The following is a 22,835-nucleotide window of genomic DNA, read 5'->3' on the forward strand; positions in this document are numbered from 1 at the left end:
GTTCAGAACTGGATCGACGAACGCAGCGCCACAGCCTGAAGACTCTGTCCGATCTGGTGGGTAGACGGGCTGCCCGAGGTTGATGTGCTGCTGAGACGGTTCACATCAATCCACATATAGTCGAGCATGAAGTGGATGGCATTGTTCGGGTACCAGTTGATGCCCAGCGTGACGTTCTTCTGCTCGCCGCCACGCACGGCGTTGACGAGGCTGTAGGTTTTTGTTCCCGCCGCTGTCCAGCCGGTGATGATGCTGGTCGGATCATCGGCATTGTCGTTGAGGTTGGTATCGCTGTAACGGGCCGCGATTTCCCAGGCGCCCCAATCGCCTTTCGACAGCGAGAACGGATGCGCCGGTCGCGGCAGAACAAAGGTGCCATTGCCCGGATTATAGGTCTTGCTTTCGCCGGTAATGATCCAGCTGCCCTGGACGTACCAGGCGCTGAACTGATTGTTCTTGTTGGCTTTGATATACTCGGTCGAGGAGGTCGCGGCGTCGCTGTAAACCGTATACGGAGTAGCGGCGCGGTTGACCTGCATGAAGTTATAGGCGCCCTGCAGATAGAAGTTCTGATAGTTGCCGGCGATTTCACCGCTTAAGGCGGTAAAGTGTTTTGCCCCCATTGCGCCAGTTGAAATCAGCTTGGTGCCGTTGTCATCAACCGATAATTCCGGTGTTGCCGCCAGGGTAAGCGAATGCATGGCTGTGGTGGTGCTGGTGGTGCCAGCCGCGAGTGAATCCGCCATTGTGAAGACATGCATCAGGCCCCCGCCAACCAGCAGGTGGGCATTGCGCACGTCGTCGTCAATCGCCATATACGAAGCGCGACCAACAATAGCGCTTTGCTGGTCATAGGTTCCGGTTTCAGCGATCTTCTTGGCAGTATAGGCCAGTGCGCCGAAGAAACGGCTGCCGGAATAGATGGCACCGATACCGAGACGGCCTTCCGAACCGGCAATACCGCGGATCAGATCGGTCGGGGTGTTGCGTTCCAGGAACATCAGGTCATTGCCGGTAAGCTGATCCTCAACGCTATAGGCCTGGTTCCAGGCGCCAACGCGAATGGCGAGGGGGCCCAACCCATCATACTGCAAATAGGACATGAGAATTTTGCCGGGGGTTTCGGTATTCGGCGAACCAAAGTCGTAGAGGAAGTTGTACGACCAATCACCAAACACCTTACCATACAGGCTCAATTGCGCCCGGCGGATGTTGCCGCCACTGGACAGATCCGTTCCGGTGCTGGTGCCCTTTTTGTTTTGCATGTAGTAGGCAAAGTCAGCCTGTGCACCAGCATGAATGTTGGCGGTAAACTGACCATCGGCGGTCGCAAAAGAAGGGCGGCCATCTTTTAAAGAGGCGATGACGTCAGAGCCCTGTTTCTTTTTTTCCTGAGCCAGGCGCTGTTCCGTGGCTTCATATTGCTTCTTGGCCTCGGCGTATTTTTCCGAGTTATGTTTCAATTCGGCAATTTCGGCCTGTAGCGAAGCAAGTTGCTGCTGCAAAGCCTCGATTTTGGCGTCAGTTGCCGAAGTTTGGTTAGTTTTATCCGCGCTTGCGGCACAGGCCGGTATGGTGGCCAGTGGGATAGCAAGAATTGCGGCAGCTAAGTTTATTTTAGGTAGCGCCATGGAATGGCTCCATTGTTTACAGATGCGTTTTTTTTGAGAGGGCGTTGGATGCGTGCATGAAACGTTCACGCGAAACCCAAAAAATATCAGCGCATTCTCGGCGTGACATTTTACGAAAAGCTCTGAACTAGTGATTAAAATCGCTGAAAATGCTGCATTTATGGTAAACGCATGCATAGAAGGCGCGATTTAAACGAGAGCTGGGCGGCTTATGAATAACAATTGTCGCAAGTCTGCGACAGGGTATAGCACGACCAAATTGGTACTCTCGTTGAGAGCTTTTCGGTTTCGGAACGGTTTGTGCAGCAATCCTTTTTTGTGTGATGGTCTTTGTACTGAATTTCAGCATACACAGTGTAATGCGAACAAGGACCGCGACGGGGTGTCGCAGTCCTTGTTTCGTAATCTGTACGTAATGAACAGGTAATTGCTACGTAACCTGACCGGATCAGAACGCAACCTGTGCGCGGAGCGCAACGGCCTGCAAGTCCTGACCGATCTGTTTGGTCGACAGAGATGCAGTTGTTGCTGTCCCACTCGCCAAACGATCAACGTCGATCCACATATAATCAAGCTGGAAGCGGATGGTGTTGTTGGGATACCAGTTCAGGCCCAGCGTGATGTTCTTCTGCTCACCACCACGCACGGCATTGATAAACGAATAGGTCTTAACGCCAGCGGAGGTCCAGCCCGTGATCAGGCTCGCCGGGTCATCCTCATGGGCATTCAGATCGGTATCGCTGAAGCGGGCCGCAATTTCCCACGCCCCGATATCACCCGATTTAATCGAGAAGGGGTGGGCCGGTTTCGGTAACCCGAACGAGCCAGTCGCCGGTACATATTGCTTGCTTTCACCGGTGATCACCCAGCTGGCCTGCACATACCAGGCGCTGAATTTATCGCTTTCCGGGCGCGCGCTGACCGTTGAGGACGAGGATGCAGATTTATATACGGTGTAGTTTGTGGCTGCGCGGGCAACCTGCATATAGTTGTAGGAGCCTTGCAGGTAGAAGTTCTGATAGTTGCCGGCAACTTCGCCGCTGAGCGCGGTGAAGTGACCCGCATTCAGCGCACCCGTTGAAATCAGCTTGGCCGAATTGTCATCAACCGAAAGTTCCGGGATGTCAGACAGGGTCAGCGTGTGGGTACCTACCGTGTTGGTTGCTGCCAGATCCGGCAGTTTCATGACATGGGTGAAGCCACCACCAACCAGCAGGTGGGCGTCGCTTTCCTTGTCATTGATGACCAGATAGGACGCACGGCCGACCAGTGCGCTCTGTTCATCATACTGCGATGTTTCGGCAATCTTGCTGGCGGAGTAGGCCAGCGAGCCGAAGAATTCGTCACCCGCGTAAATCGCCGCGATGGCCAAGCGGCCTTCCGAGCCAGCAACGTTACGGATGATATTGGTTGGCGAGCTGCGTTCCAGGAACATTAGCTGCGAGGACGAGGTCTGGTCTTCCACATTATAAGCCGGTGCAAAGGCGCCGATGCGAACCGAGAAGGGGGCCAGCCCGTCATACTGTAAATAGGAATACAGGATTTTGCCGGGGGTTTCTGTGCCCGCGCCGCCAAAATCATAGAGGAAGTTATAGGACCAGTCGCCGAACACCTTGCCCTGAATACCAAGCTGGGCACGACGGATATTGGCACCACTGGAAAGGTCCGGACCGTTGCTGAGGCTGCGGGCTTCCTTGCCCTGCATATAATAGGCATAGTCAGCTTGGCCATTGGCATAAATCGACGCGGTAAACTGACCATCGGCCGAGGTGAAGGTGGGCCGACCGTTGGTCAGCGTAACCTTGGCTGCACCCGACTGGGCTTTCTTGCTGTCCTCTGCCTGCTTGGCGAGTTCGTCATTCTTCTTTTTGACGTCAGCAATCTGGGCTTCGTTGCTCTTCTTGATGTCTGCAATCTGGGACTGCAACGTTTCAAGCTGCTGCTGCAGGGCTTGAATTTTGGCTTCGGTTGCAACGGGTTTGTCCGCAGCATGGGCCGATATAGCGATGATGGGGAGGGAAAGGGCTGCTGCCGCGAGCTTTCGCGTTGCATTTGCCATATTTTTTATCTCCACGATGTCCATAGGACTATATTGAAAGTTGTAACTTTAAATAAAGGTTATCATCTAGGTTACATTTCAAAAAATAGGAATTGTGGTGTTTGTGTTGTATTAATGCGTCATTTGTTGCGTGTATGTGTCTTTTTTGCACGCTTTTCAAACGTGACGGCTTGTAGAATGGTACTATTTTCCAGTATTTCAGCCGTAGAATCCCGGACTTCAAGCAGGAATTTGCGAATCGCACAGGCGGTTTCGTCGTCGCAATCGTCACATTTGCGGTAGGCGGTGCGCGACGCGCAGGGGCTGAGCGCCAGCGGTCCGTCGATAATCCGCATCACTTCGGCAAAGGATATATCCTCGGGCGCACGGCCCATGGTGTAACCGCCATATTTGCCGCGATGGCTGTGCACCAGGCCGCGTTTTTTTAATTCCAGTAAAATCTGTTCAAGAAATTTGCGCGGCACATTCGCCTCGGCGGCGATGTCGGCAATCATCATCGGTTCACTGTTGTCACGCGTCGCCAGAACGAACAGCGCATGTAGAGCATAGCGGGCTTTTTGAGACAGCATGGTCAAAACCGATATTTCCGATTGGGTTTATCGGGATATTGCCCGTAAAAATCAAGCACCCGGCTTTCGGCTGTCTGGCATCCGGCTGGCGGATGTGCCATCTTTCACGCCGATACATTTGGTTTGCTGGTTGGGGGCCGGAACGGCCCGGCAATCGGCTTGGCCTTGACGGAATCTGGAGTTGCCATGCCCCGCCTTGAAGACGAAGAAGAAAAGAAAGAGAAAAAGAGCGACGAACCGCAGGGTTCGCCCGTCCAACAGGCGCTGTTTAAATCGCGCACAGTCCTGATCTTCGGCGAAGTCGACATGAAAATGGCCGAGCGGGTGTGCGCCCAGCTGATGGCCTTTGCCACCGAAGGCGAGGGGGATATCCGTATCCTGCTCAACTCTCCGGGCGGCCATGTCGAATCCGGCGACACCATCCACGACATGATTCGCTTTGTCGGACCCAAGGTGAAGATCATCGGCACCGGCTGGGTGGCCAGCGCCGGGGCGCATATCTTCTTAGGGGCGGAAAAGGAAAACCGTTTTTGTCTGTCCAACACCCGCTTCCTGCTGCATCAGCCGCTGGGTGGGGTGCAGGGCCAGGCTTCGGATATTTCGATCGAGGCCGAGGAAATCATTAAAATGCGCGAACGGCTTAACCGCATCATCGCGCGGGAAACCGGCCAGACGTTCGAAAAGGTCGTTGCCGATACCGAGCGTAATTTCTGGATGGGCGCTGATGAGGCGGTCAAATACGGTCTGGTCAATCGTGTAATCACGAGCTTGGGCGATCTCTGATCGACGGAAATTCTGAGTTAAAGAAAAGCCCTTGCCGTAACCGGTAAGGGCTTTTTTTATTTGTCGTACGGGGGTGGCAGCCCCGGGTTTCTAGACTTCGGTGCGTGGCAACTGAATGCGGGCACTGAGGCCACTTTTGCCGTCATCGCGTTCGGCCAGCACGATTTTGCCGCCATGGCCTTGGGCAATCGAGCGCACCAGCGTCAGGCCAAGCCCGACACCGCCGGTCGCGGTATTGCGCGATGCTTCGAGCCGGACAAAGGGCTCAAACACCCGTTCCCTGTCTTCGGGTGGAATGCCGGGGCCTTCGTCCTCGACCCGGATTTCGATCACTTGGGCGCTGCCCAGGACCGAAACATCGGCTTTCTTGCCATAGGCGACGGCGTTTTCGATCAGATTGCGTACGGCGCGGCGCATTTCGTTGGGCCGACAACGCATTGGTGCCGGGGGGCCACCTTGCCAGCGTACTGGCAGGTCAAGATCGTCCATATCGGCGCAAAGGCTTTCGACCAGCGCGCTGACATCCATCTGGCGCGGCGTTTCCCCGCCGGTGCCGCGGGCTGCCGACAGCACCGCTTCGGTCAATGCCTGCAATTCGTCCAGGTTCTTGGCCAGCCGCCCGGCCAGTTCTTCATCCTCGACGAATTCAATATTGATGCGCATGGCGGTGATGGGTGTACGCAAATCATGCCCGACGGCTGACAGCAGATGGCGCTGGCTTTCCAACGTGCGCTTGACCTGATCGTTCATGGCGTTAAAGGCCGCTGCCGCGCGGCGTACATCCTGTGGGCCCTGTTCAGGAACATGGGCCGCTTCGCCGCCATGGGCCGCGTTCGATGCCGCCGTCGCCAGTTTGGCCAGCGGGCGTGTCACGCGCTGGGCGATATAGGCCGCCGCCAGCGAGGCAATCAGAATGGTGACAATGGCCGCCAGCAGTAACTGGGGGGGCAGGAAAAAGGCTGAGGGGCGAAAGAAGTGGGCCACCAGCTGGGTATCGGGCGACATCGGGATGATAATATAGAGCATCCTGCCCATGGATTCTGGCATTGGAATATGTGGATCGCCCGGATGCAGACCGGGAGGGGGGGCACCGGAATTCTCGGCCGGGCGTGGGGCGTGGGGCGGGCCCATGCCGTCCGGTGGCTGCAGAAGTGGAATCGGCGGCTTAAAATAGACCGCGGCGGAAGACGCCATACCCTCCGGCAATATGGACCGTAAATGCTGAGAGAGTTTTTGCTCGTCTTTAGACATGACCTGCGAGGGGATGTGGCCTTTGTGAACGCCAAGACCGCCCCAGAAATTGCCTGAAAACGCCCGCACAGCCGTGTCCCGCACATCCGGCGGGGTCTTGCTGAGCAACATGGCGGTTGACGCCGCCCGATCAATAAAGCGTTCCTGTTCCGCCGCTTCGTTATCGCGCTGATGGCCCAGACTGAACCAGATCACCACCACCACGTTGGAGATGATAACCGCCAGCACGGTGACAACGACCAGCTGGGTGCCCAGCGTGCGGGGCCAGAACCGTAAGGGGCTGCTAAGCCGTTTCATTCCGTAACCGGGTCCATCGCAAAGATATACCCACCGCCCCAGACGGTTTTGATGTAACGCGGATTTTTGGGGTCCGGCTCAATCTTCTTGCGCAGGCGGCTGACATGATTGTCGATCGAGCGGTCAAACAGGTCGGCATCACGCCCCTTGGTCAAATCCAGCAGCTGATTCCGGGTCAGCGCAATCTTGGGCCGTTCAATCAGGGCCGCCAGCAGGCGAAATTCACCACTCGACAGTGGGATCGCCACACCATCATCGCCGATCAACTCGCGCTGGCCGGTATCCAGGGTCCAGTCGCCAAAACGGACACGGGACGCCGACGGCGGTTTCTGCCGCGGGGGCAGGGCCTGGGTCCGGCGCAGCACCGCAGCAATGCGGGCAATCAGCTCGCGCGGGCTGAAGGGTTTGGCGATATAATCATCCGCCCCCATTTCCAGGCCGACAATGCGGTCGACTTCCTCACCGCGGGCGGTGAGCAGAATCACCGGGGTTTGTGTGCTCTCGTGTATCGAGCGGCACAGGCTGAGGCCATCTTCCCCCGGCATCATGATGTCGAGTACGGCCAAATCGATTCCTGAGCTTTTCAGAATCTTACGGGCGCTGGCGGCGTCCGGCGCCGTGGTGGCGCGATAGCCGTGCTCGCGTAAGTAGCGCGCCAGAGGTTCGCGAATATCACGGGCGTCTTCGACCACCAGAATGTGGGGTTTATTATCGTCTTTCATTGTGCCGTCACCTTTGTTCGTACTGTGCGGTGTTTGACGGCCTGTAGCAAACGCAAAGCTTGTCAAAGTGTGTCAGAAACCGGGTTTGACGGGCTTAGTTGTAATAATATGGGATGATGTCAGTTGGGTGAAAGCAAGGCTTCTTTGAACAGATTTCGTAGCAAAACGAAACTGTTACGGAATAAACTAAAATGATAATACGCAATAAAAATGATAAAAAAGCTGTCTAGTGGGTACTGCATTCTTACTTCACTTATGGTTGTATTCGTGTTAACATAATTTGCAACATCAGGTATTCAGTAGCCATTCGAGGGTGTGATGGATATGAGTCTCTCCGTTTCTGAAACGGCAAACACGGCGCCGTTGGCGCCGGCAGCCCATGCGGCGGCACAGGATAATGCAGCGCAGGAAATTACCGGGCAGGTTAAATGGTTCGATATTTCCAAGGGCTATGGCTTTATAAAACCGGCAAGCGGCGTGGAAGGGGATGTTTTGCTCCACCAGACATGTATCCGCCAATCCGGCTTTAAGACCGCGTATGAAGGTGCGCGTGTGGTGTGTGAAGCGGTGCAGGGGCCCAAGGGGCTGCAGGCACGTCGACTGATCTCGCTCGACAATTCCACGGCCGAGCTTATGCACCAGCCCATGCAACATACCACCCGCTATGTCCCTGTGGCGAGCGGGCCTGCCTTTGATGCCACGGTAAAGTGGTTCAATCGCGGCAAGGGCTATGGCTTCCTGTCGCGCGGGCCGGATACCCCCGATATCTTCGTGCATATGGAAACCTTGCGCCGCAGTGGCATTCGCGAGCTGCGTCAGGGCCAGAATGTGCGGGTGCGGGTGGGGGATGGCCCCAAGGGCGAAATGGCGGCAGAGGTCATCGTTCTGGATTCTTAAAACGGGCGCGTCTATGGTCGGCGATGGAAATCTTCCGTCGGTAGGGTAACTATGCGTCCGTTTTTGGCTGTTTGTTTTGCTTTTTTGTTCCTTTGTGCCTGTTCTCACGGTGGTTCGCATACGAACCTGCCGGTCGAGCAGATACAAATCATAGCAGCCAACAGCGCGCATAGCTTCTCGGTTGAAATTGCCGCTGACCCGGCTTCGCGGGCGCGTGGCCTGATGGAACGGACAGACCTGCCGCCCGACTCCGGCATGTTATTTGACTATCATAAGTCGCAGGACGTGGCGTTCTGGATGAAGAACACCCCGCTGCCGCTCGATATGCTGTTCATTCGGGCTGATGGCACCATTGCCGCCATCGTTGCCAGTGCCACACCCTATTCAGAAACCCCGATTCCTTCGGTAGAGCCGGTTCAGGCCGTGCTGGAGCTGAATGGCGGTCGGGCCGGCGAGCTTGGAATTAAGCCGGGTGACAAGGTTCTGTCGTCAATATTTGCAAAGAAGAAATGATACGGGTTGATGCGGGTACCGGCTTTCGTGTACCTGTTGCCTAACGTCGGGGCGTAGCGCAGTCTGGTAGCGCATCTGCTTTGGGAGCAGAGGGTCGGAGGTTCGAATCCTCTCGCCCCGACCATAAAATCAATAGGTTAGACCTCGCTGGCAGACCAAACCACGCGTCGTTCGCCCAGTTGATAGGGCTGAGGGAAGCCATATGCCTGAATGGCGTGCTGCAACGTGTGGCGATTCGAGAACAGGCCGCGCTGCACGAGATCCTTAAAGGTCAGGTACTGGTCGATCATGGTGCATCTCCATCCGGTCTGTGTATCGTATGGCTGTGTGGCATGATCCAGTAATGCGGGGCGTTCGCCCCATAGAATGGGCATATGTTTAAGGCATATTCTATGGGAGCATAACGCTGTGATACGTGTTTAGAAGGCAATATTGAGCTGGATTTTCCCGCAGTGGTCGATATAGCCAGCACGGAAATCACCGTCATAATTCGTTTTGAGGCTCAGCATACCACCGTGGAATAAGACCTGCCCGGCGTCGACCCTTGCGCCATTTGGTGCTAGGCGCTTAGTCGTGGATGTGAAGTTGTCGCCACTGAAAGCTTTGACATGCAGATTGTCCACTCCCGCGCCGTGTTCGCTGTAGGACCCATTATCCAGATGCAGCCAGTTGATGGTGGTCTGTGGCGTCTCGGTATCATTGGCGTAGCTGCTCGCCGCACCAGCATCGACAATAGTATAGCTCGTCCCTGCTGAGGTCTCGATTAGTGCCATTAATGCTTATTAAAAACGGGGTTTCTAAAATCTCGGGTCTGTCATTTTCTGGTTATAACGGTTTTTTCGGTACGAGATGAGATGCAATCCAGGCAATGGGTCTTATCGAAACGCGGGCTGAATGTGCGCAGCGTTGTCCGACAAATGCCGTTCTGTTCTGATACAATACTTCTGGTGTCATGCTGACACACGACTCGATTTGATATGGAACATAGTATTCGGGCTGTAATAACGGAGCTTAACTTCAAATTGATTGTTTGTCCCTATATCTCTTTGCGGGAAATATTGGATAAAACAAAATGGCCCGTCTTGAAGATAGCTTGCCGCCCTGGCAGCCGGAAAAATGCGCTACAGGCGAGATCGTTTTTAAGTGCATCGGGCGAGGCGTGGATGATGCCTTGCTGGATGCCTATCAGGCGGCCGATGCCACGTTGACCGCGTTACCGCCGGACGTTCTGGCGCGCGAACAGCGCAAATTCCAGCACATCGCCACGGGCGATTTGTCGGCGAACTACTTCAAGATCCAGGAAGAGATCACTAAGGATATCAGCGCTCGCACAACGCTGACGAATTATCTCGCCAACGTTTATCCGAATTATGCGGCGGGGCTGGTCAATTCTCTACTGGACAGCGATGCGCTGGACGAGGGGCGTCGTCCGGAATTCGTCAAAAGTTTGATGTATTCAGTGTTCACCGATGTCGCCGTTGTGGTGTATCACTTTGTGCAGGCCGAGCTGACTGAATTGACCATCAAGAGCATTGGTGAAGGTCTCTCTCTTCTGGCCAACGGCGATCTCACGCATCGCGTTGATGCCAATCTGACCGGCTCCTTCGCCAAGCTGAAGGAAGACTTCAACGCTGCTCTGGATCGCTTGCAGGACACCATGAGTAACGTGATGTCGACGACAAACCAGATAACCCGCGGTTCATCGGAAATCTCACGGTCGGCTAACGAACTTGCGCAACGCACGGAACAGCAAGCCGCCAGTCTGGAAGAAACTGCTGCGGCGCTTGAGGAAATCACCGCAACTGTAAAAAAGACGGCAGGTAATGCCCGCGAAGCGTCCAAGGGCGTGGCAACAGCCAAGCAGACCGCGGAAACGGGCGAGCAGGTGGTACAGACCGCGATCAAAGCGATGGATACGATTTCCAATTCGTCTAAGCAAATCACCGATATTATCGGTGTTATCGACGAAATCGCTTTCCAGACCAACCTGCTGGCGCTGAACGCTGGCGTTGAAGCGGCCCGCGCTGGCGATGCGGGCCGTGGCTTTGCGGTCGTGGCGCAGGAGGTTCGTGCGTTGGCACAACGTTCCTCGCAAGCGGCCAAGGAAATCAAGACGCTGATCAAAGCCTCAAGCGATCAGGTCACGCAGGGTGTCCGTTTCGTCGATGAAACCGGGCAGGCCCTCAAACGTATTGTCGAGCAGGTCGTCAATATCAACACGTTGGTCGGCGAAATGGCGCAAGCTGCCGAGCAGCAGGCTACAGGTATCGAAGAAGTCAATCAGGCCGTGACGCAGATGGATCAGGCGACCCAGAAAAATGCCGCCATGGTTCAGGAAACCACGTCTTCTGCGCGTGAACTGGCCAAGGAAGCCAATACCCTCGACAAGATGATGTCGTTCTTCTCGGTCGGTAACTAATGTCGGGGCATGTCCTGCGATAAGATGGGATGCCGATTGCAAAAAAACGCCTGCCCGGAAGTATAATCTCCGGGCAGGCGTTTTCATTCTCAGCGGTTACAGTCCGATCGAAACCCGCATGTAATAGGACCCGCCGTTAATACCGAACGGTGAGATGTGGGAATATTTGTCGTAATTGAGGTTCTGATAAACTGACGCGGCAATCTTGTCGGGATAGATGTTGAACAGATTGTTGGCACCCGCATCGAGCCGGATATGATCCGTCAACTGATAACCGACATCCAGATCGGTGATGACACGGCTACCGGTCCTCAGCATGTAATAGGGTTCCGACCAACCCTGCGCCTGTGTGGTGTTGGCGTACCAGGTGTTCCGCAGCGTCACATCCCATTGCCCCAGATGCCAGTTGGCCGCCAGCGACGCCTTGAACTTGGGTGTCGCTGTGGTGAGGTTGGTGCGCTGCACGGAATCGACCAGCGTCAGCCCGGCCTCGGTCAGCGCGGCTGACGCGGCATGAATATGGCTGATTGTGGTTTCGACATAGCTGAACGTGGCGTCCCAACGGATCTCGCCCCACTGTTCCAGCGGGGTGATGGTATTGGCGGTTACGTCCACCCCTTGTGTCCGGGTATCGACGCCGTTGGTAAAGAATACCGCGGCCGCATTGTCCGACGATACACCAACCGGGATCGACGCCCCGTTGGCCGTAATCGCCGCCAGTGCCAGATCACCATAGAGATACGCCGATTCAATGATGCGGTTATCGACATCAATGCGATAGGCGTCTGCCGTCAGATAGACCCCGGACAGCGGCTCTGCCACCACACCGGCGCTGTAGCTTACCGATGTTTCGGGTTTTAGATTGGGCGCGCCGAGGATTTTTGCGCCCGGGGTGCCGAGCGGTAACTGGATCGATGCTGCCCCTGTGGTCACCAGTGTGGCCGAGTAATATTGCTGGGCCAGTGTGGGCGCGTGGAAACCCGTGCTGGCGCTGGCGCGGAAGGCCAGTTCGGGGCTGATGTCATAGCGGGTGGCAAGCTTGCCGTTGATGCGATTACCAACCTGCTCATACTGTTCCGCGCGGCCTGCTGCGGATACTTCCCAGCTTTCGGTCGGGTGGATCGTCACATCGATATATTCGGCCGCACTGTTGCGGTTGGCGGTGACGGCGTCGGTAGGGCGGAAGCCGGGGAATGCCTGTGGCCCGCCTTCGTAATAGGAATTGGCTTCACCGGCCTTGATCTCATAGGTCTGGTAGCGGTCTTCAACCCCAAAGGACAGCGACAGCGGCGCGGCCAGCCCGATATTAAAGCCACGATGGATATCAAGATTGGTGGTCCATTCGCTGCTGTTAAAGCCACCGACAGAGAAGGCGCTTTGTGCATTGCCGGTATCGGCCAACAGGTCGGGGTTCACCGTGTGAATGTTATGCAGCGAGGAATTATCCCGCCCATAGGTGCTCGATAAGTCCCAGTTCCAGTCACCCTCACCGCGCAGGCCAACCGTGATGCTGAAATCATGTTCGTTGACAGTTTCCTGTGGCGAGAATCCGTCGGGGTACAGCGCATCGACGTCATCAGAAATCGTGCCCGGCTCCCGCGGATTTTCATAGGCGCGAGCCTGACGGGCGGCATAGGTGGCGAAGCTGTAGAGCGTTATGTCGGCCCCCAGCGGCTGGGTATAGTCGTAGCTGGTTGTAATCAGCACCGAATGCGGGTCGCCCTGCACCTTGGCAGGTTGCACGCCGCCGCTGTCTCCACTGCGGTTGGAAAAGCCATGTGAACGATAGCCGACGCTGACATGCAGCTGCCCATCGGTGCCGATGGCAAAACCATTATCGGCATCGGCCTGAAAAGTGGCCCCGTCGCCCTTGTAATAGGTGCCGCCCTGCACCGATACCGAGCCGGCATCAACATCATCCTTCAGGATGATGTTGACCACACCGGCAATAGCATCCGAGCCGTACTGGGCCGACGCGCCATCGCGTAATACTTCAATGTGCGAAATGGCATTCAGCGGGATCAGGTCCAGATCAACCGCATTGGAGCCCTGTGCCGGATCGGAGTCGGCGTAAATGCTTGCCGACAAATGACGGCGTTTGCCGTCCACCAGCACCAGCGTGTGGCTGGGGCTGAGCCCGCGCAACTGAAACGTCCGTGCCAGGGCACCAACGTCATAGCCAACTGCCGGGGCATTGACCGCGGGCAGGGTGTTCTTGAGTGCGTCGAGCACATTCCCGGTGCCGGTCGCGGCCAGTGTACCGACGCTGACAACGTCAATCGGGGTTGCGCTTTCGCGGGCATGACGGCCTTCTTCGCGCGTCCCGGTAACGACGACCACCTCGTTGGCAGCATCTTCGCCCGCGGCGGCTTCTGCAAGGGCGGGGATGGTGAATGCGCCAAGCGATGCCCCAACGAGCAAAGCCGTACGAAGGCGATTTAAACGAAGTTTAGTCATGGATGTCCTCAAACGTAAAACACATAAATCACTTAAAACGTGCATGAACCGGGCAGGGGGTAAGAAAATGCTGAAAGATACGAAGTGTGCGGACTTTTATCTGGTGACTATTTTTGCGGGTGTTGATGTGTGATGCGATCTGCGGATGATTGCCGCGGATGGCTATGCACAAGCCCCCAAAATGTCGTATCTGGCAGATATGCCCCCATGAACGTTCTGCATTTTCCTGTTAGGTCTTGGCGCGGATCGCAACGCACCCCGCGCGCTTAAAATGCACGACAGCAGCGCAGGTATAGTAACGCAAGCAAAAAAAGGCATATAAGATGCGGTTTATAAATATAATACAATGATGTTGTAGTTATACAACTTTATTTACGATAATTAATGGTCCAATTGGTATGGAATATTCCGCACTATGATGCCATACGGCAATGAGCGATAGGGCCTTGGTCTGCCAACCCCTGCCGGCAACCATCGCCAAATCAGAATTACCATCAATACCCACCGGTCTATGTCAAAGAGGGTTCCTAATATGAAATGCAAAACAGTATTGACCGTCGCTTGTCTGCTAATGTTGCCGGTAAGCGTCGCCACTGTGGCCGAGGCTGCCCCCGCCATCGCCACACACGCCACGGCACCGCTGGTTCTGATGACTGACTTTGGCCTTAAGGATGGCGCGGTCTCCGAGATGAAGGGGGTGTCTTATGGAGTTTCGCGCGATTTGCTGATTGCGGATCTGACCCACGAAATTCCTGCAGGCAACATCTGGGAAGGCGCCTATCGTCTGTATCAGACGGCACCGTACTGGCCCAAGGGGACGGTTTTCGTTGGTGTGATCGATCCCGGTGTCGGTACGACGCGCCGTTCGATTGTCGCCCATACTAAGGCCGGGCACTATTATGTGTTACCCGATAACGGCCTTTTGACGCTGATTGACGAAATCGAAGGCGTCGATGCGGTTCGCGTTATCAACGAGAAGGTGAACCGTCTGCCCGGTTCGGAGCAGAGCAACACGTTTTATGGTCGTGACGTTTTTGGTTACACCGGTGCGCGCCTGGCCTCGGGACGCATTACGTTCGAGCAGGTTGGTCCCCTGATGCCGGTCAGTCAGCTGGTTCGCCTCGACTATCAGCACCCGGTCAAAGACGGTGACAGTGTAAAAGGTATGATCCCGGCTCTGGATATTCAGTTCGGCAATATCTGGACTAACATTCCGCAAAATCTGTTTACGCAGTTCGGCTTCAAGCCGGGCGATCAGGTGAAATTCGAAATCTTCCATGACGGCAAGTTGGTTGACGCCGTTACGGCACCATTCACCAGAACCTTTGGCGATGTGCCGGTTGGGGCCCCGATGGTCTATATCAACAGCCTGCTGAATGTGTCTCTGGCTCTCAATCAGGGTAACTATGCGCACGATCACAACATCGCCTATGGCGCAGGCTGGTCGGTTCGTATCAGTCGCCCCTGATCTGGTTCTTACGATTTTATAAAGAAAACGGCTCATTCCCGGCGTGGAATGGGCCGTTTCTTTACTGCGGTGGTTGCGTGGCGACAAAATGTTCGGATTGCCCGTTATGCTGCCCGTTTTAACGCCAGCCTGCAGGCGCAGGATGGGCCAACCTGTCGAGCCGGTTCGTTGATCCTTCAATTGGCTGCATAAATTTTCTGTTTGTGACAATACGTGCATGTGTTTGTGGGTGTGGTTGGTGCAACACGTGCAAAAATCTTTCAGGTGGCGCTGTGCTCTGGTCTGTCAAGCTGATGGTGCGCGGTGCGTATGGGCGGCATCCTATTTGCAAGTGGTTTAGACTATGCCATCGTTACGCCCTGCCGGTTGAAGCGCGTCATCGGCATACGGAGAAAAAAGTATGATACGTTTGTTTTTATCCAGTCTGGCGTTGCTTTTTCTCGCCTTACCGGCCCAGGCTGCGGATAGTGCGGCGACAACCCACCATGACGGTACGTTTAACGGTCACGCCATCGGCTACAGTGCGACAGTTGCCTTAACCGGGGTTGCAGGTGCAGATGGTGCCGCCGCTGCCAGCCTCGGTTCGATCAGCTATGTCAAAGACGGTCATGATGCCGGGCGGCCGGTGATCTTCTTCTTCAATGGCGGTCCCGGCGCGTCTTCTTCGCCGTTGCACATGGCGCTAGGTCCGCGCCATATCGTTGGTGGTGAAGCGGGCCAGCATCTGGTTGATAACCCGGATAGTCCACTCGATTGCGCGGATCTGGTGTTTATTGATCCGGTTGGTACAGGCTTTGCGCGTCCGCTGCCCGGCAAGGATGGTGCAGCCTTCTGGCGGGTGTCTGCCGATGCAGCGGCGGTCAGCCATTTCATTGCTGACTGGCTGAAAAGTCACCAGCGCGAGGCCTCGCCGGTCTTTATCGCCGGTGAAAGCTATGGCACCAACCGTGCCGCCCAGATTGTTGCCACCCACAGTGGTTATACTATTCGTGGTGTGCTGCTGATTTCGCTCTATGCCGATCCGCAGGATGCCGATTTGCAGTCGATGACCTTACTGCCGAGCCTGGCATCGGTTGCGGCCTTTCATGGTCACAATGCATTGACCAAAGATCCGCAAGGTGCATTTGACGAGGCGGTAGAGTTTTCTCGCACGGTCTATCTGCCTGCACTGGTCGAAGGCAGTGCGATCCCAGCCGCTGAGAAACAGAAAATCGCAACAGAGGTTGCCAAACGTATTGGCCTTACGCCCGAGCTGATTGCACAAAAGGATCTGCGCCTAGATCCCTATGATCAGATGCTCAATATGCTGAAGGGGCAGGGGCTACGCACCGGGCAAAGTGATGCCCGCATCATCGGTAAGATCGCCGATTATGCCGACAAGAAGCCGCCCTTCGATGATCCGTCGATGTTTTCGCTTAAACCCGGCAGTTCGACCAAGGATATCGTGCAGGCCTATCTTACCGGGGAGCTGGGCTTCAAGACGACGGAAAGCTACACCACGCTCAATATGGAGGTGAACAGCAAGTGGCAATATGATGTCGATGACGCCATCAAAATGCCTGCCGCTCTGATCGGTACCGCCATGAAAAAGGATAAGGCGCTGCGACTGTTCTGGGCTGGCGGCTTGTTTGATTTAAGAACGCCACTGTATGGCGGTATCTATGCCCTGCGCCACGCCGGGATCCCGGCTAATCGCCTGACGATCCTGACACAGCCATCGGGGCATGGCGTTTACGAGGGCGATGAAAACCTCAAAGGCTTTACCAGAGCTGTGCGCCAGTTTGTAACTCAAAAATAAGCCTTTATTACATGAAAATAAAAACGACGCACCGCAAGATCTGCGATGCGTCGTTTTTATATACTACCCTTAAAGTTTGCAGGCGCTGTCAGCAACGTTTGCATTACGCACCCACTGATAGCCCGGTACATTGGCTCCATGGGGGGCATACGCGATGGTGATATCTTTGCCGGCACGGCGCACCGTCATTTGCATATGCTGGTGCCAGTGGAATAACAAATCGCTGACATTCGAGTACAGCAACACTTCATCGCCGTTTCTCAGGCCGGCTTTTTCTGCCGCAGATCCAGCCACCAGTCCGCTGACGATCTTCTTGTCACCCTGAAGGGAGCTTTCGCTGAAGCCCAGTTCAAATACCGGCAGTTGGGTTGGCTTGGCACTGAAGCAGGGACCAAGCATTCCTGGCGGCGGAATAATGGTTTTTCCGGCCACCATATCATCGTAATCACGCAGTGCTTCCGGGCCTAGTTTGGCGGCAATCATGTTGCGCCAGGTCGCAATGTCATAGGACTGCCCGGTTCTGTCCCGTTTGCTTAAAGCCTTGACGATACTGTCAAGACTGTCTTTCCCGCCGCTTGTACTACGGATTTTTGCATCAGTCACCGCAAGATACATTAGGCCGCGCCCATAGGGTACGCGTTGTGCCAGTGTTTCCTGCCAATAGTGTTTGGCCGCTTCACGGTTGGTCAGCTGCTGTAAGGGGTTGGTGTAATAAGCGGCGGCACGGTCGTTGAAGAAGGTCAAGAAATCATCGGCGCTCAACAGACCCGCGCGATAAGACAGTATCAGCGAATAATATTCCGCAGTTCCCTCGCTATACCAGGAAATGTCGCCATGGCTGCCGCTGAGCTCGGGCCAATTATGGGTCATCTCGTGGGCAAGCAGTTCTTTCAGGCCGAGATCGGTCAGTGCGATGCCGTCGCTGTAGCTGAACATGAAGGATTTGGTCAGTGCCGTGCCGTTCGATCCGCGATAGTGATTTTTGCGAATAATGATGCGGTAGGATTCGTTTTCATCATCGAAATATTTCGCCATATAGGTATAAAGCGCGTCGATAAACCCACCTATTTTGGCAACATCAAAGGAGGGGGTGCCCAGCCAGTACATGCCGAAATGGTTGCCCCCCATCGCCGGATAACTGCTTAGTGGCCCGGCAGTATAAAAGCTGTTGGCCAGAACATCTGCCGGGGCGGTTTTGCTAACGTCTCCTTCGCCAAAGCTCCAAACCCCGCGGCTGCCCGCTGGCATGGCGGAAAGATCCCAGTGCAGCGTGATATGATAAGCCATGTCGTTTTGCGGCAAGGCCAGAAATGTAAGCCCTGCACCGTTTAAGCCACCACTTTCCGCATGTAGATCAAATAGTGGTCCGGGCCGTGTGGTGGCGGATATTTTCCGCGGCAAGGCGCGGTAGTGGTAGGTGACGTCGCCAACACTGGCGCGGCTTGCATACCAACGCCGGCCATTGACGGATGGGGCAAAGGCGGAATCCTTATAGGATAGGGGTAGTGCGCCCTTGCTATCGATGGCCGAAAGCGTGTCGCCATCATAGTGCATGGCGGGAACTGAAACGATGTCGAGCGGCATGGCGAGAGCGGCGTCCCCCACTTTCAGGCTGGGCTGCTCAACGTTTAGTGTGACATCGATATAATCTACCGTCCCGTTGCTACTGTGGGGCTTTAAATTCAGATGCAAAAATGGCTCAGCCGCGGCGGGGGCCGCCATCAGCCCGGCCATCAGTGCCAACACAATTTTTATGCGCCATGGCAGCATGTCAGGCTCCTTCACGTTCAGGTTACTCTACCTCAAAATGCGAACGGGGCAGAAGCTGTATGCTTGCTGCCCCATTCATTATAAGCCCTCCGGCCGATCAGAAGTGTCGGCTGACAGAAATGCCGATTGTACGCGGTGTGATCGTTGCCGCGTTATAATCCCCCGTGCGGGTAACAACGTCACGTGAGGACGCCTGCATCAGCCCCTTCTGATCAAACAGGTTCTTGCTGTAGAGCGTGAATTCCCAATTGCCGGTATCAAAACCTGCGTGCAGATCAACTGTTCCATAGGCCGGCATGAAGAAGCGTTCGCCACCGGATGTCTTTGGGAACAGGCTGTAGCGCGAACCGATATAATTGAAGGTTGCTCCAACTATACCATCAATGCCTGTCATGATCGGAAATTTCTGGTCAGCCGACAGACTGCCAGACGTTTTGCTCGAATAAGGCAGGCGTTGTCCTTTGAGGCCGTACAGGCTCGAATTGTCGACATTCTGGGTCAGAATGGCGTCAGCATAAGAGAAGTTAGCCGTAATTGTCAGCCCGTCGGATGGTGTCAGGGTGCTGGAGAATTCGAAGCCACGGCTGCGGGCAGCGCCACCGTTCTGAACGTAGGAATAGCCGTCTGCCGTTGCCGCCTGAAGTTGGATGTTGCGCCATTCGATATTAAACAGCGAGACATCCAGCGTGAGCAGATCGGGCAGGATCACGCCTTTAAAGCCCACTTCGTAATTGGCCGTGCGGTCAGGCCCATAGCTGACTGGGGCATCGGGGGCAGAGTTTGGTCCGCCGGGGCGATAGCCGGTAGCAATGCGGGCATAGACCATCATGTCTTCGCTGATGTGATAGCGCGGCGTGATGGCATAGGTGAAGACGTTCGAGGAAGATGAACCTTGTTCATCGTCATCTGCCATCAGGCCGCCGTCGACCTCATGAAAATACTGATGTAGTGCGGCAATGCGGCCGCCAAGCTGCAGGTCAAAAGCCGGCGAGAAATGATAGGTGGCAGAAGCAAAGCCGGCATATTCCGTGTAGGAACTGGGGGCGTAGGCTGTGTCGAGCGACGGAAAACCAATGTCGGCCCCTGTTTTTGCGTCGACCGCATAAATCGTCTGATTGGACAGATAGGCTTCATGGGTGAAGAAGCCGCCGACCATCCATTCCAGATCGTCGCCCGGTTTAGAGGCTAGGCGGATTTCCTGAGAGAATTTGTTCGACTGAGAATAGTTCTTGATCGCCGTGCCGTAATCATCCGTCGATAAGCCAAACAATGGCAGATAATGACCAAAGGTCGCCGAAACGTCCTGCGGGCCATTAAATGCGGTACGGTTGAAGGCTGTGATGGCGGTAAAATAGGCAAAGCCGAGATTGGCCTTTAATGTGCCGCTATAAACTCCAAGATTCATATAGCCAAGGCCTGTGCCTGGAATGCGGCTCTGGGAGTAATAATCGCTGTTTACTTGCGAGCGGTCATAGTTGAGGTCGATACCATTGGTACCGCCGGATTTGCGCGTTTCAATAATGGCGGCCAGCTCATAACTGACATCTGGTGTAATCTGCCACAACAAGGCTGCACGGCCGCCAGTAGTTCGCGCGGTGTTGACGTTATGTTTGCCGCTTGTAATGTTATCGATATAACCGGGGTCAACGCGGTAGAAACTGCTGACTTGCAAGCCCAGTGTGTCTTCGATGATTGGCGTGGTGATGTAGCCGTGCATGCCATAACCGTAATTGCCATGGGCAACGGTATCAGCGGATACGCCCACTTCCCCCGACATCTCTGTCAGGCTGGGTTCTGTCGTAACATACCGGATCAGGCCGCCCATGCTTGATGCGCCGTAAAGTGAACCTTGCGGTCCACGCAGGACTTCGACGCCACTCAGGATGGCAGGATCAAGATCGGGGACTACGGTATCGTCAAGATTGGAGCCAATCGGAACGTCGTTGATAGTAATGCCAACGGTCGGATTGTTGCCGTTGCCGGTGGTGATGCCGCGGATAACCACGCCTGTGCGGCCATTGCCCTGCGATGAAATGCTGAGGCCCGGAATTGAGGACGCGTAATCTTCAAGATGTACACTGTTGGTCTGTGTCAGCTTATCAGCGGTTACCACAGAAATCGGAATCGCGACATCAATCTGGCGTTCGTTGGTTTTGGCGCCGGTAACAATAACCGTTTCCATCGTTTCAGAGCTGTCACTACCGGCAGCCTGTGCCATCTGTGGCAATAACAGTAAGGCGCTTGCCAGTGCCGTAGAAGCCAACAACGCTGCACTGGCCGAGCGATACGTAGCGGTTGTGGTAATGTGTTGTTTTATACGCACAGGGTACCCCCATCAAAAGACACGCCGATGGCAATCGGTATTATCGCGCTGACGCGCGGACCGTCTTTGCCGACACACAGCTATGGAAGTAGGCAAGTTGTGTGCCAGAATTAAAATGCATGGATACCCGGCAGAAATGAAAGCATCATGCGTCATCTGGCTCAGTGCGCAATAAAATGTGCTTTGTTTTGCCTAAAGTGCCAGCAGGTAAGCTTTGTGGCTGCCTTGTGAAAGGCAATGCCAGTTACTGGCTAGAAGGTTTATGCATAAAAACACGTATTGGGTGTTTTTTATCAGTGTAATTTATTGGGTGTGTTTAATCTTGTGGCAGCATACCTATTTTAGGTGTGCATATTTTTTGCGTTAAATGGCGGTAGGTGGAATATTTACGCTGCATACTGAGAAAAATATAAGGGCGGGGAGTTGTTTCATTCGCTCCCCGCAAAAGCTATGCATCGGCGCAACATTGATAAATATAAAATTCTCTCATTTGGTGTGTTGTTGCTGGCGTTTCAACAGAGCAAAAAAAAACGGCAACTCAGGTCAAAGCTTCGATTAATCGCTCGATATCGTCCATGCTGTTATAGACTGATGGCGAGACGCGCAGACGGTTGGGATAGAGTTGCGCGTTGATACCAGCCTTCTTAAGCGCGGGCGCAAATCGTTCTGCGGCATCTTTATAGGCGAAGGTCACAATCGGTGCGGTGGAATTGGCTGGGGTCATTGGTTGGAAGCCTTTTGCAGGCAGGGCTTGCTGCAATCGGCGGATCATCGGCACACGATGGGCCTGAATGCGTTCGACGCTGAGGTCGAGGATCAACCCAAGGGATTCTGCCAGCGCGATGATCAAACCATTGGCTACGGTGGCAACACCGAAATGACCCGACATGCCGCCAGCCTGAACATAATCGAACAGTTTTTGGCCTGGTGGGTCATAAGGAAAGGCATGATAGTTGAGATCGTCAAGCTGCATATAACCATAAAGTGTGCGCTGCATCCGTTCGACATGCTCGGACTTAACATAAAGAAAACCGGCACCTTGTTCGGCCATCATCCATTTGAAACCGGATGCGGCACAGAAATCGAGCCCGGTTGCCTTGACATCCAGCGGTACTGATCCTGCGGCTTGTACAATGTCGGCATAGACCAGTGCACCGCGCGAATGAGCCAGATCGCATAGTGCCTTCAAGTCGTGCTGAAAACCATTAATGTAGGAAACATAAGAGACCGACACCAAGGTCGTGTCGCGGCTAATCGCCTTTTCCATATCGTTTAGGTCAATGCGCCCGTCGCGCGCCGCTACGGTAACATGCGCCATGCCGCCTTTGGTCAGGCTCTCATATAAATAAAGTGAGCCTTCGAAATGCAGAATATCGCTCACCACTTTGGTGCCGGGCTTGCCCAACCCGAGTCCGCGGGCGACATAGTTTTCGCCATAGGTTGTGCTCGGCACCAAGATGACTTCATCCACATTGGCATTGATCAGTTTGGCAAAGCGTTCTGAGGCCAGCTTGCGCCCCGCTGGTGCTTCAGGCAGTGTCGATGGCGTTGTGATATAGGTACGCCGTTTGAGATAGGCCTCAATCACTTTGGCCGAGCGCACGGGTAGTGGATGTGTGTAAGCGCCATTGAGGTAAACGCCATCAAGGGGAAATTCATCCCGCCCCACCAGCGCCCCACCCGCTGGTACTTTTGTTCCTGCACCTGCGGCCTCAAGCAGCGGCAACGCACTCATAACACCCAACCACGACCGTCTGTTCAGATCCATTGCTGCCTCTAGCGTTGTTCTGAAGGAAAGCTTAGCCGCACAATGCAGCGGCATGCAACGGCGTAAGCTTTAGGCAGTGTAAAATCCCCCAGCATAAACCCTTCGCCTGA

Annotated in this window: 17 protein-coding genes and 1 tRNA gene; 7 read left to right on the top strand and 11 right to left on the bottom strand. The window is 54.9% G+C overall.

Features of this window, described 5'->3' with window-relative positions; all coding sequences use genetic code 11:
• Positions 1–2: 2 nt before the first annotated feature.
• From ACZ5RI_RS08735 to ACZ5RI_RS08745, 3 genes are all read right to left on the bottom strand, one after another.
• Positions 3–1,631: a porin gene (locus tag ACZ5RI_RS08735; RefSeq protein WP_464511280.1), complete on the bottom strand. Its 1,629-nt coding sequence runs from the start codon at positions 1,629–1,631 to the stop codon at positions 3–5.
• 448 nt (positions 1,632–2,079) lie between these two features.
• Positions 2,080–3,690 (bottom strand): OprO/OprP family phosphate-selective porin, encoded by a 1,611-nt coding sequence (locus ACZ5RI_RS08740; RefSeq protein WP_464511285.1) that lies wholly within the window; start codon positions 3,688–3,690, stop codon positions 2,080–2,082.
• Between the two features lie 119 nt (positions 3,691–3,809).
• A complete protein-coding gene (locus ACZ5RI_RS08745) occupies positions 3,810–4,259 on the bottom strand; it encodes an RrF2 family transcriptional regulator (RefSeq protein WP_464511289.1) in 450 nt (149 codons plus the stop codon).
• 186 nt (positions 4,260–4,445) lie between these two features.
• On the opposite strand from ACZ5RI_RS08745, the gene ACZ5RI_RS08750 reads away from it, so the two are divergent.
• Positions 4,446–5,042, top strand: a complete 597-nt coding sequence (locus tag ACZ5RI_RS08750; protein WP_464511294.1) for an ATP-dependent Clp protease proteolytic subunit — start codon at positions 4,446–4,448, stop codon at positions 5,040–5,042.
• 90 nt (positions 5,043–5,132) lie between these two features.
• On the opposite strand, the gene ACZ5RI_RS08755 is transcribed toward ACZ5RI_RS08750, so the two are convergent.
• On the bottom strand, positions 5,133–6,590 hold the full coding sequence (locus ACZ5RI_RS08755; RefSeq protein ID WP_464511298.1) for a sensor histidine kinase: 1,458 nt from the start codon (positions 6,588–6,590) through the stop codon (positions 5,133–5,135).
• The gene (locus ACZ5RI_RS08760; protein WP_464511303.1) at positions 6,587–7,312 is read right to left on the bottom strand and encodes a response regulator; all 726 of its coding nucleotides are present in this window, start codon (positions 7,310–7,312) and stop codon (positions 6,587–6,589) included. Before ACZ5RI_RS08760 ends, ACZ5RI_RS08755 begins: the two co-directional genes overlap by 4 nt.
• A gap of 324 nt (positions 7,313–7,636) precedes the next feature.
• On the opposite strand from ACZ5RI_RS08760, the gene ACZ5RI_RS08765 reads away from it, so the two are divergent.
• From ACZ5RI_RS08765 to ACZ5RI_RS08775, 3 genes are all read left to right on the top strand, one after another.
• The gene (locus tag ACZ5RI_RS08765; RefSeq protein WP_464511307.1) at positions 7,637–8,209 is read left to right on the top strand and encodes a cold-shock protein; all 573 of its coding nucleotides are present in this window, start codon (positions 7,637–7,639) and stop codon (positions 8,207–8,209) included.
• A gap of 222 nt (positions 8,210–8,431) precedes the next feature.
• Positions 8,432–8,722 (top strand): DUF192 domain-containing protein, encoded by a 291-nt coding sequence (locus ACZ5RI_RS08770; RefSeq protein WP_464511311.1) that lies wholly within the window; start codon positions 8,432–8,434, stop codon positions 8,720–8,722.
• A gap of 47 nt (positions 8,723–8,769) precedes the next feature.
• Positions 8,770–8,846, top strand: a tRNA-Pro gene (locus ACZ5RI_RS08775).
• Between the two features lie 13 nt (positions 8,847–8,859).
• Here ACZ5RI_RS08775 and ACZ5RI_RS08780 read toward each other — a convergent pair.
• Positions 8,860–9,012, bottom strand: coding sequence for a helix-turn-helix transcriptional regulator (locus ACZ5RI_RS08780; protein WP_464511316.1), 153 nt, complete (start codon positions 9,010–9,012; stop codon positions 8,860–8,862).
• A 129-nt stretch (positions 9,013–9,141) separates the two neighbouring features.
• Positions 9,142–9,495 carry a hypothetical protein gene (locus ACZ5RI_RS08785; protein WP_464511319.1) on the bottom strand — a complete coding sequence of 118 codons (354 nt, stop codon included), beginning with the start codon at positions 9,493–9,495 and terminating at the stop codon, positions 9,142–9,144.
• Positions 9,496–9,794: 299 nt separating this feature from the next.
• On the opposite strand from ACZ5RI_RS08785, the gene ACZ5RI_RS08790 reads away from it, so the two are divergent.
• Complete coding sequence (locus ACZ5RI_RS08790) at positions 9,795–11,141, top strand: methyl-accepting chemotaxis protein (RefSeq protein WP_464511322.1); 1,347 nt, start codon at positions 9,795–9,797, stop codon at positions 11,139–11,141.
• Positions 11,142–11,237: 96 nt separating this feature from the next.
• Here the strand turns inward: ACZ5RI_RS08790 and ACZ5RI_RS08795 are convergent, their stop codons facing one another.
• Positions 11,238–13,598, bottom strand: coding sequence for a TonB-dependent receptor plug domain-containing protein (locus ACZ5RI_RS08795; protein ID WP_464511326.1), 2,361 nt, complete (start codon positions 13,596–13,598; stop codon positions 11,238–11,240).
• Positions 13,599–14,169: 571 nt separating this feature from the next.
• Between ACZ5RI_RS08795 and ACZ5RI_RS08800 the strand changes: the two genes are divergently transcribed.
• Together ACZ5RI_RS08800 and ACZ5RI_RS08805 are read left to right on the top strand one after the other, a co-directional pair.
• A complete protein-coding gene (locus tag ACZ5RI_RS08800; RefSeq protein WP_464515577.1) occupies positions 14,170–15,066 on the top strand; it encodes an SAM hydrolase/SAM-dependent halogenase family protein in 897 nt (298 codons plus the stop codon).
• 400 nt (positions 15,067–15,466) lie between these two features.
• Positions 15,467–16,864: a S10 family serine carboxypeptidase-like protein gene (locus tag ACZ5RI_RS08805; protein WP_464511329.1), complete on the top strand. Its 1,398-nt coding sequence runs from the start codon at positions 15,467–15,469 to the stop codon at positions 16,862–16,864.
• A gap of 69 nt (positions 16,865–16,933) precedes the next feature.
• Here the strand turns inward: ACZ5RI_RS08805 and ACZ5RI_RS08810 are convergent, their stop codons facing one another.
• The 3 genes from ACZ5RI_RS08810 to ACZ5RI_RS08820 form a co-directional block, all read right to left on the bottom strand.
• Positions 16,934–18,634: a M61 metallopeptidase family protein gene (locus tag ACZ5RI_RS08810; RefSeq protein WP_464511333.1), complete on the bottom strand. Its 1,701-nt coding sequence runs from the start codon at positions 18,632–18,634 to the stop codon at positions 16,934–16,936.
• Between the two features lie 97 nt (positions 18,635–18,731).
• Entirely contained in the window at positions 18,732–20,957 is a 2,226-nt protein-coding gene (locus tag ACZ5RI_RS08815) for a TonB-dependent receptor (RefSeq protein ID WP_464511337.1), read from the bottom strand.
• 538 nt (positions 20,958–21,495) lie between these two features.
• Positions 21,496–22,692 (bottom strand): aminotransferase class V-fold PLP-dependent enzyme, encoded by a 1,197-nt coding sequence (locus ACZ5RI_RS08820; protein WP_464511341.1) that lies wholly within the window; start codon positions 22,690–22,692, stop codon positions 21,496–21,498.
• Between the last annotated feature and the right edge of the window lie 143 nt (positions 22,693–22,835).

This window comes from Micropepsis pineolensis, assembly GCF_055392125.1.

Coding starts and splice junctions, on each gene's coding strand:
- ACZ5RI_RS08750 (WP_464511294.1), top strand. CDS start 4,446: ATGCCCCGCCTTGAAGACGAAGAAGAAAAGAAAGAGAAAAAGAGCGAC.
- ACZ5RI_RS08810 (WP_464511333.1), bottom strand. CDS start 18,634: ATGCTGCCATGGCGCATAAAAATTGTGTTGGCACTGATGGCCGGGCTG.
- ACZ5RI_RS08820 (WP_464511341.1), bottom strand. CDS start 22,692: ATGAGTGCGTTGCCGCTGCTTGAGGCCGCAGGTGCAGGAACAAAAGTA.
- ACZ5RI_RS08785 (WP_464511319.1), bottom strand. CDS start 9,495: ATGGCACTAATCGAGACCTCAGCAGGGACGAGCTATACTATTGTCGAT.
- ACZ5RI_RS08770 (WP_464511311.1), top strand. CDS start 8,432: ATGGAACGGACAGACCTGCCGCCCGACTCCGGCATGTTATTTGACTAT.
- ACZ5RI_RS08745 (WP_464511289.1), bottom strand. CDS start 4,259: ATGCTGTCTCAAAAAGCCCGCTATGCTCTACATGCGCTGTTCGTTCTG.
- ACZ5RI_RS08790 (WP_464511322.1), top strand. CDS start 9,795: ATGGCCCGTCTTGAAGATAGCTTGCCGCCCTGGCAGCCGGAAAAATGC.
- ACZ5RI_RS08755 (WP_464511298.1), bottom strand. CDS start 6,590: ATGAAACGGCTTAGCAGCCCCTTACGGTTCTGGCCCCGCACGCTGGGC.
- ACZ5RI_RS08805 (WP_464511329.1), top strand. CDS start 15,467: ATGATACGTTTGTTTTTATCCAGTCTGGCGTTGCTTTTTCTCGCCTTA.
- ACZ5RI_RS08740 (WP_464511285.1), bottom strand. CDS start 3,690: ATGGCAAATGCAACGCGAAAGCTCGCGGCAGCAGCCCTTTCCCTCCCC.
- ACZ5RI_RS08780 (WP_464511316.1), bottom strand. CDS start 9,012: ATGATCGACCAGTACCTGACCTTTAAGGATCTCGTGCAGCGCGGCCTG.
- ACZ5RI_RS08765 (WP_464511307.1), top strand. CDS start 7,637: ATGAGTCTCTCCGTTTCTGAAACGGCAAACACGGCGCCGTTGGCGCCG.
- ACZ5RI_RS08760 (WP_464511303.1), bottom strand. CDS start 7,312: ATGAAAGACGATAATAAACCCCACATTCTGGTGGTCGAAGACGCCCGT.
- ACZ5RI_RS08800 (WP_464515577.1), top strand. CDS start 14,170: ATGTTGCCGGTAAGCGTCGCCACTGTGGCCGAGGCTGCCCCCGCCATC.
- ACZ5RI_RS08795 (WP_464511326.1), bottom strand. CDS start 13,598: ATGACTAAACTTCGTTTAAATCGCCTTCGTACGGCTTTGCTCGTTGGG.
- ACZ5RI_RS08735 (WP_464511280.1), bottom strand. CDS start 1,631: ATGGCGCTACCTAAAATAAACTTAGCTGCCGCAATTCTTGCTATCCCA.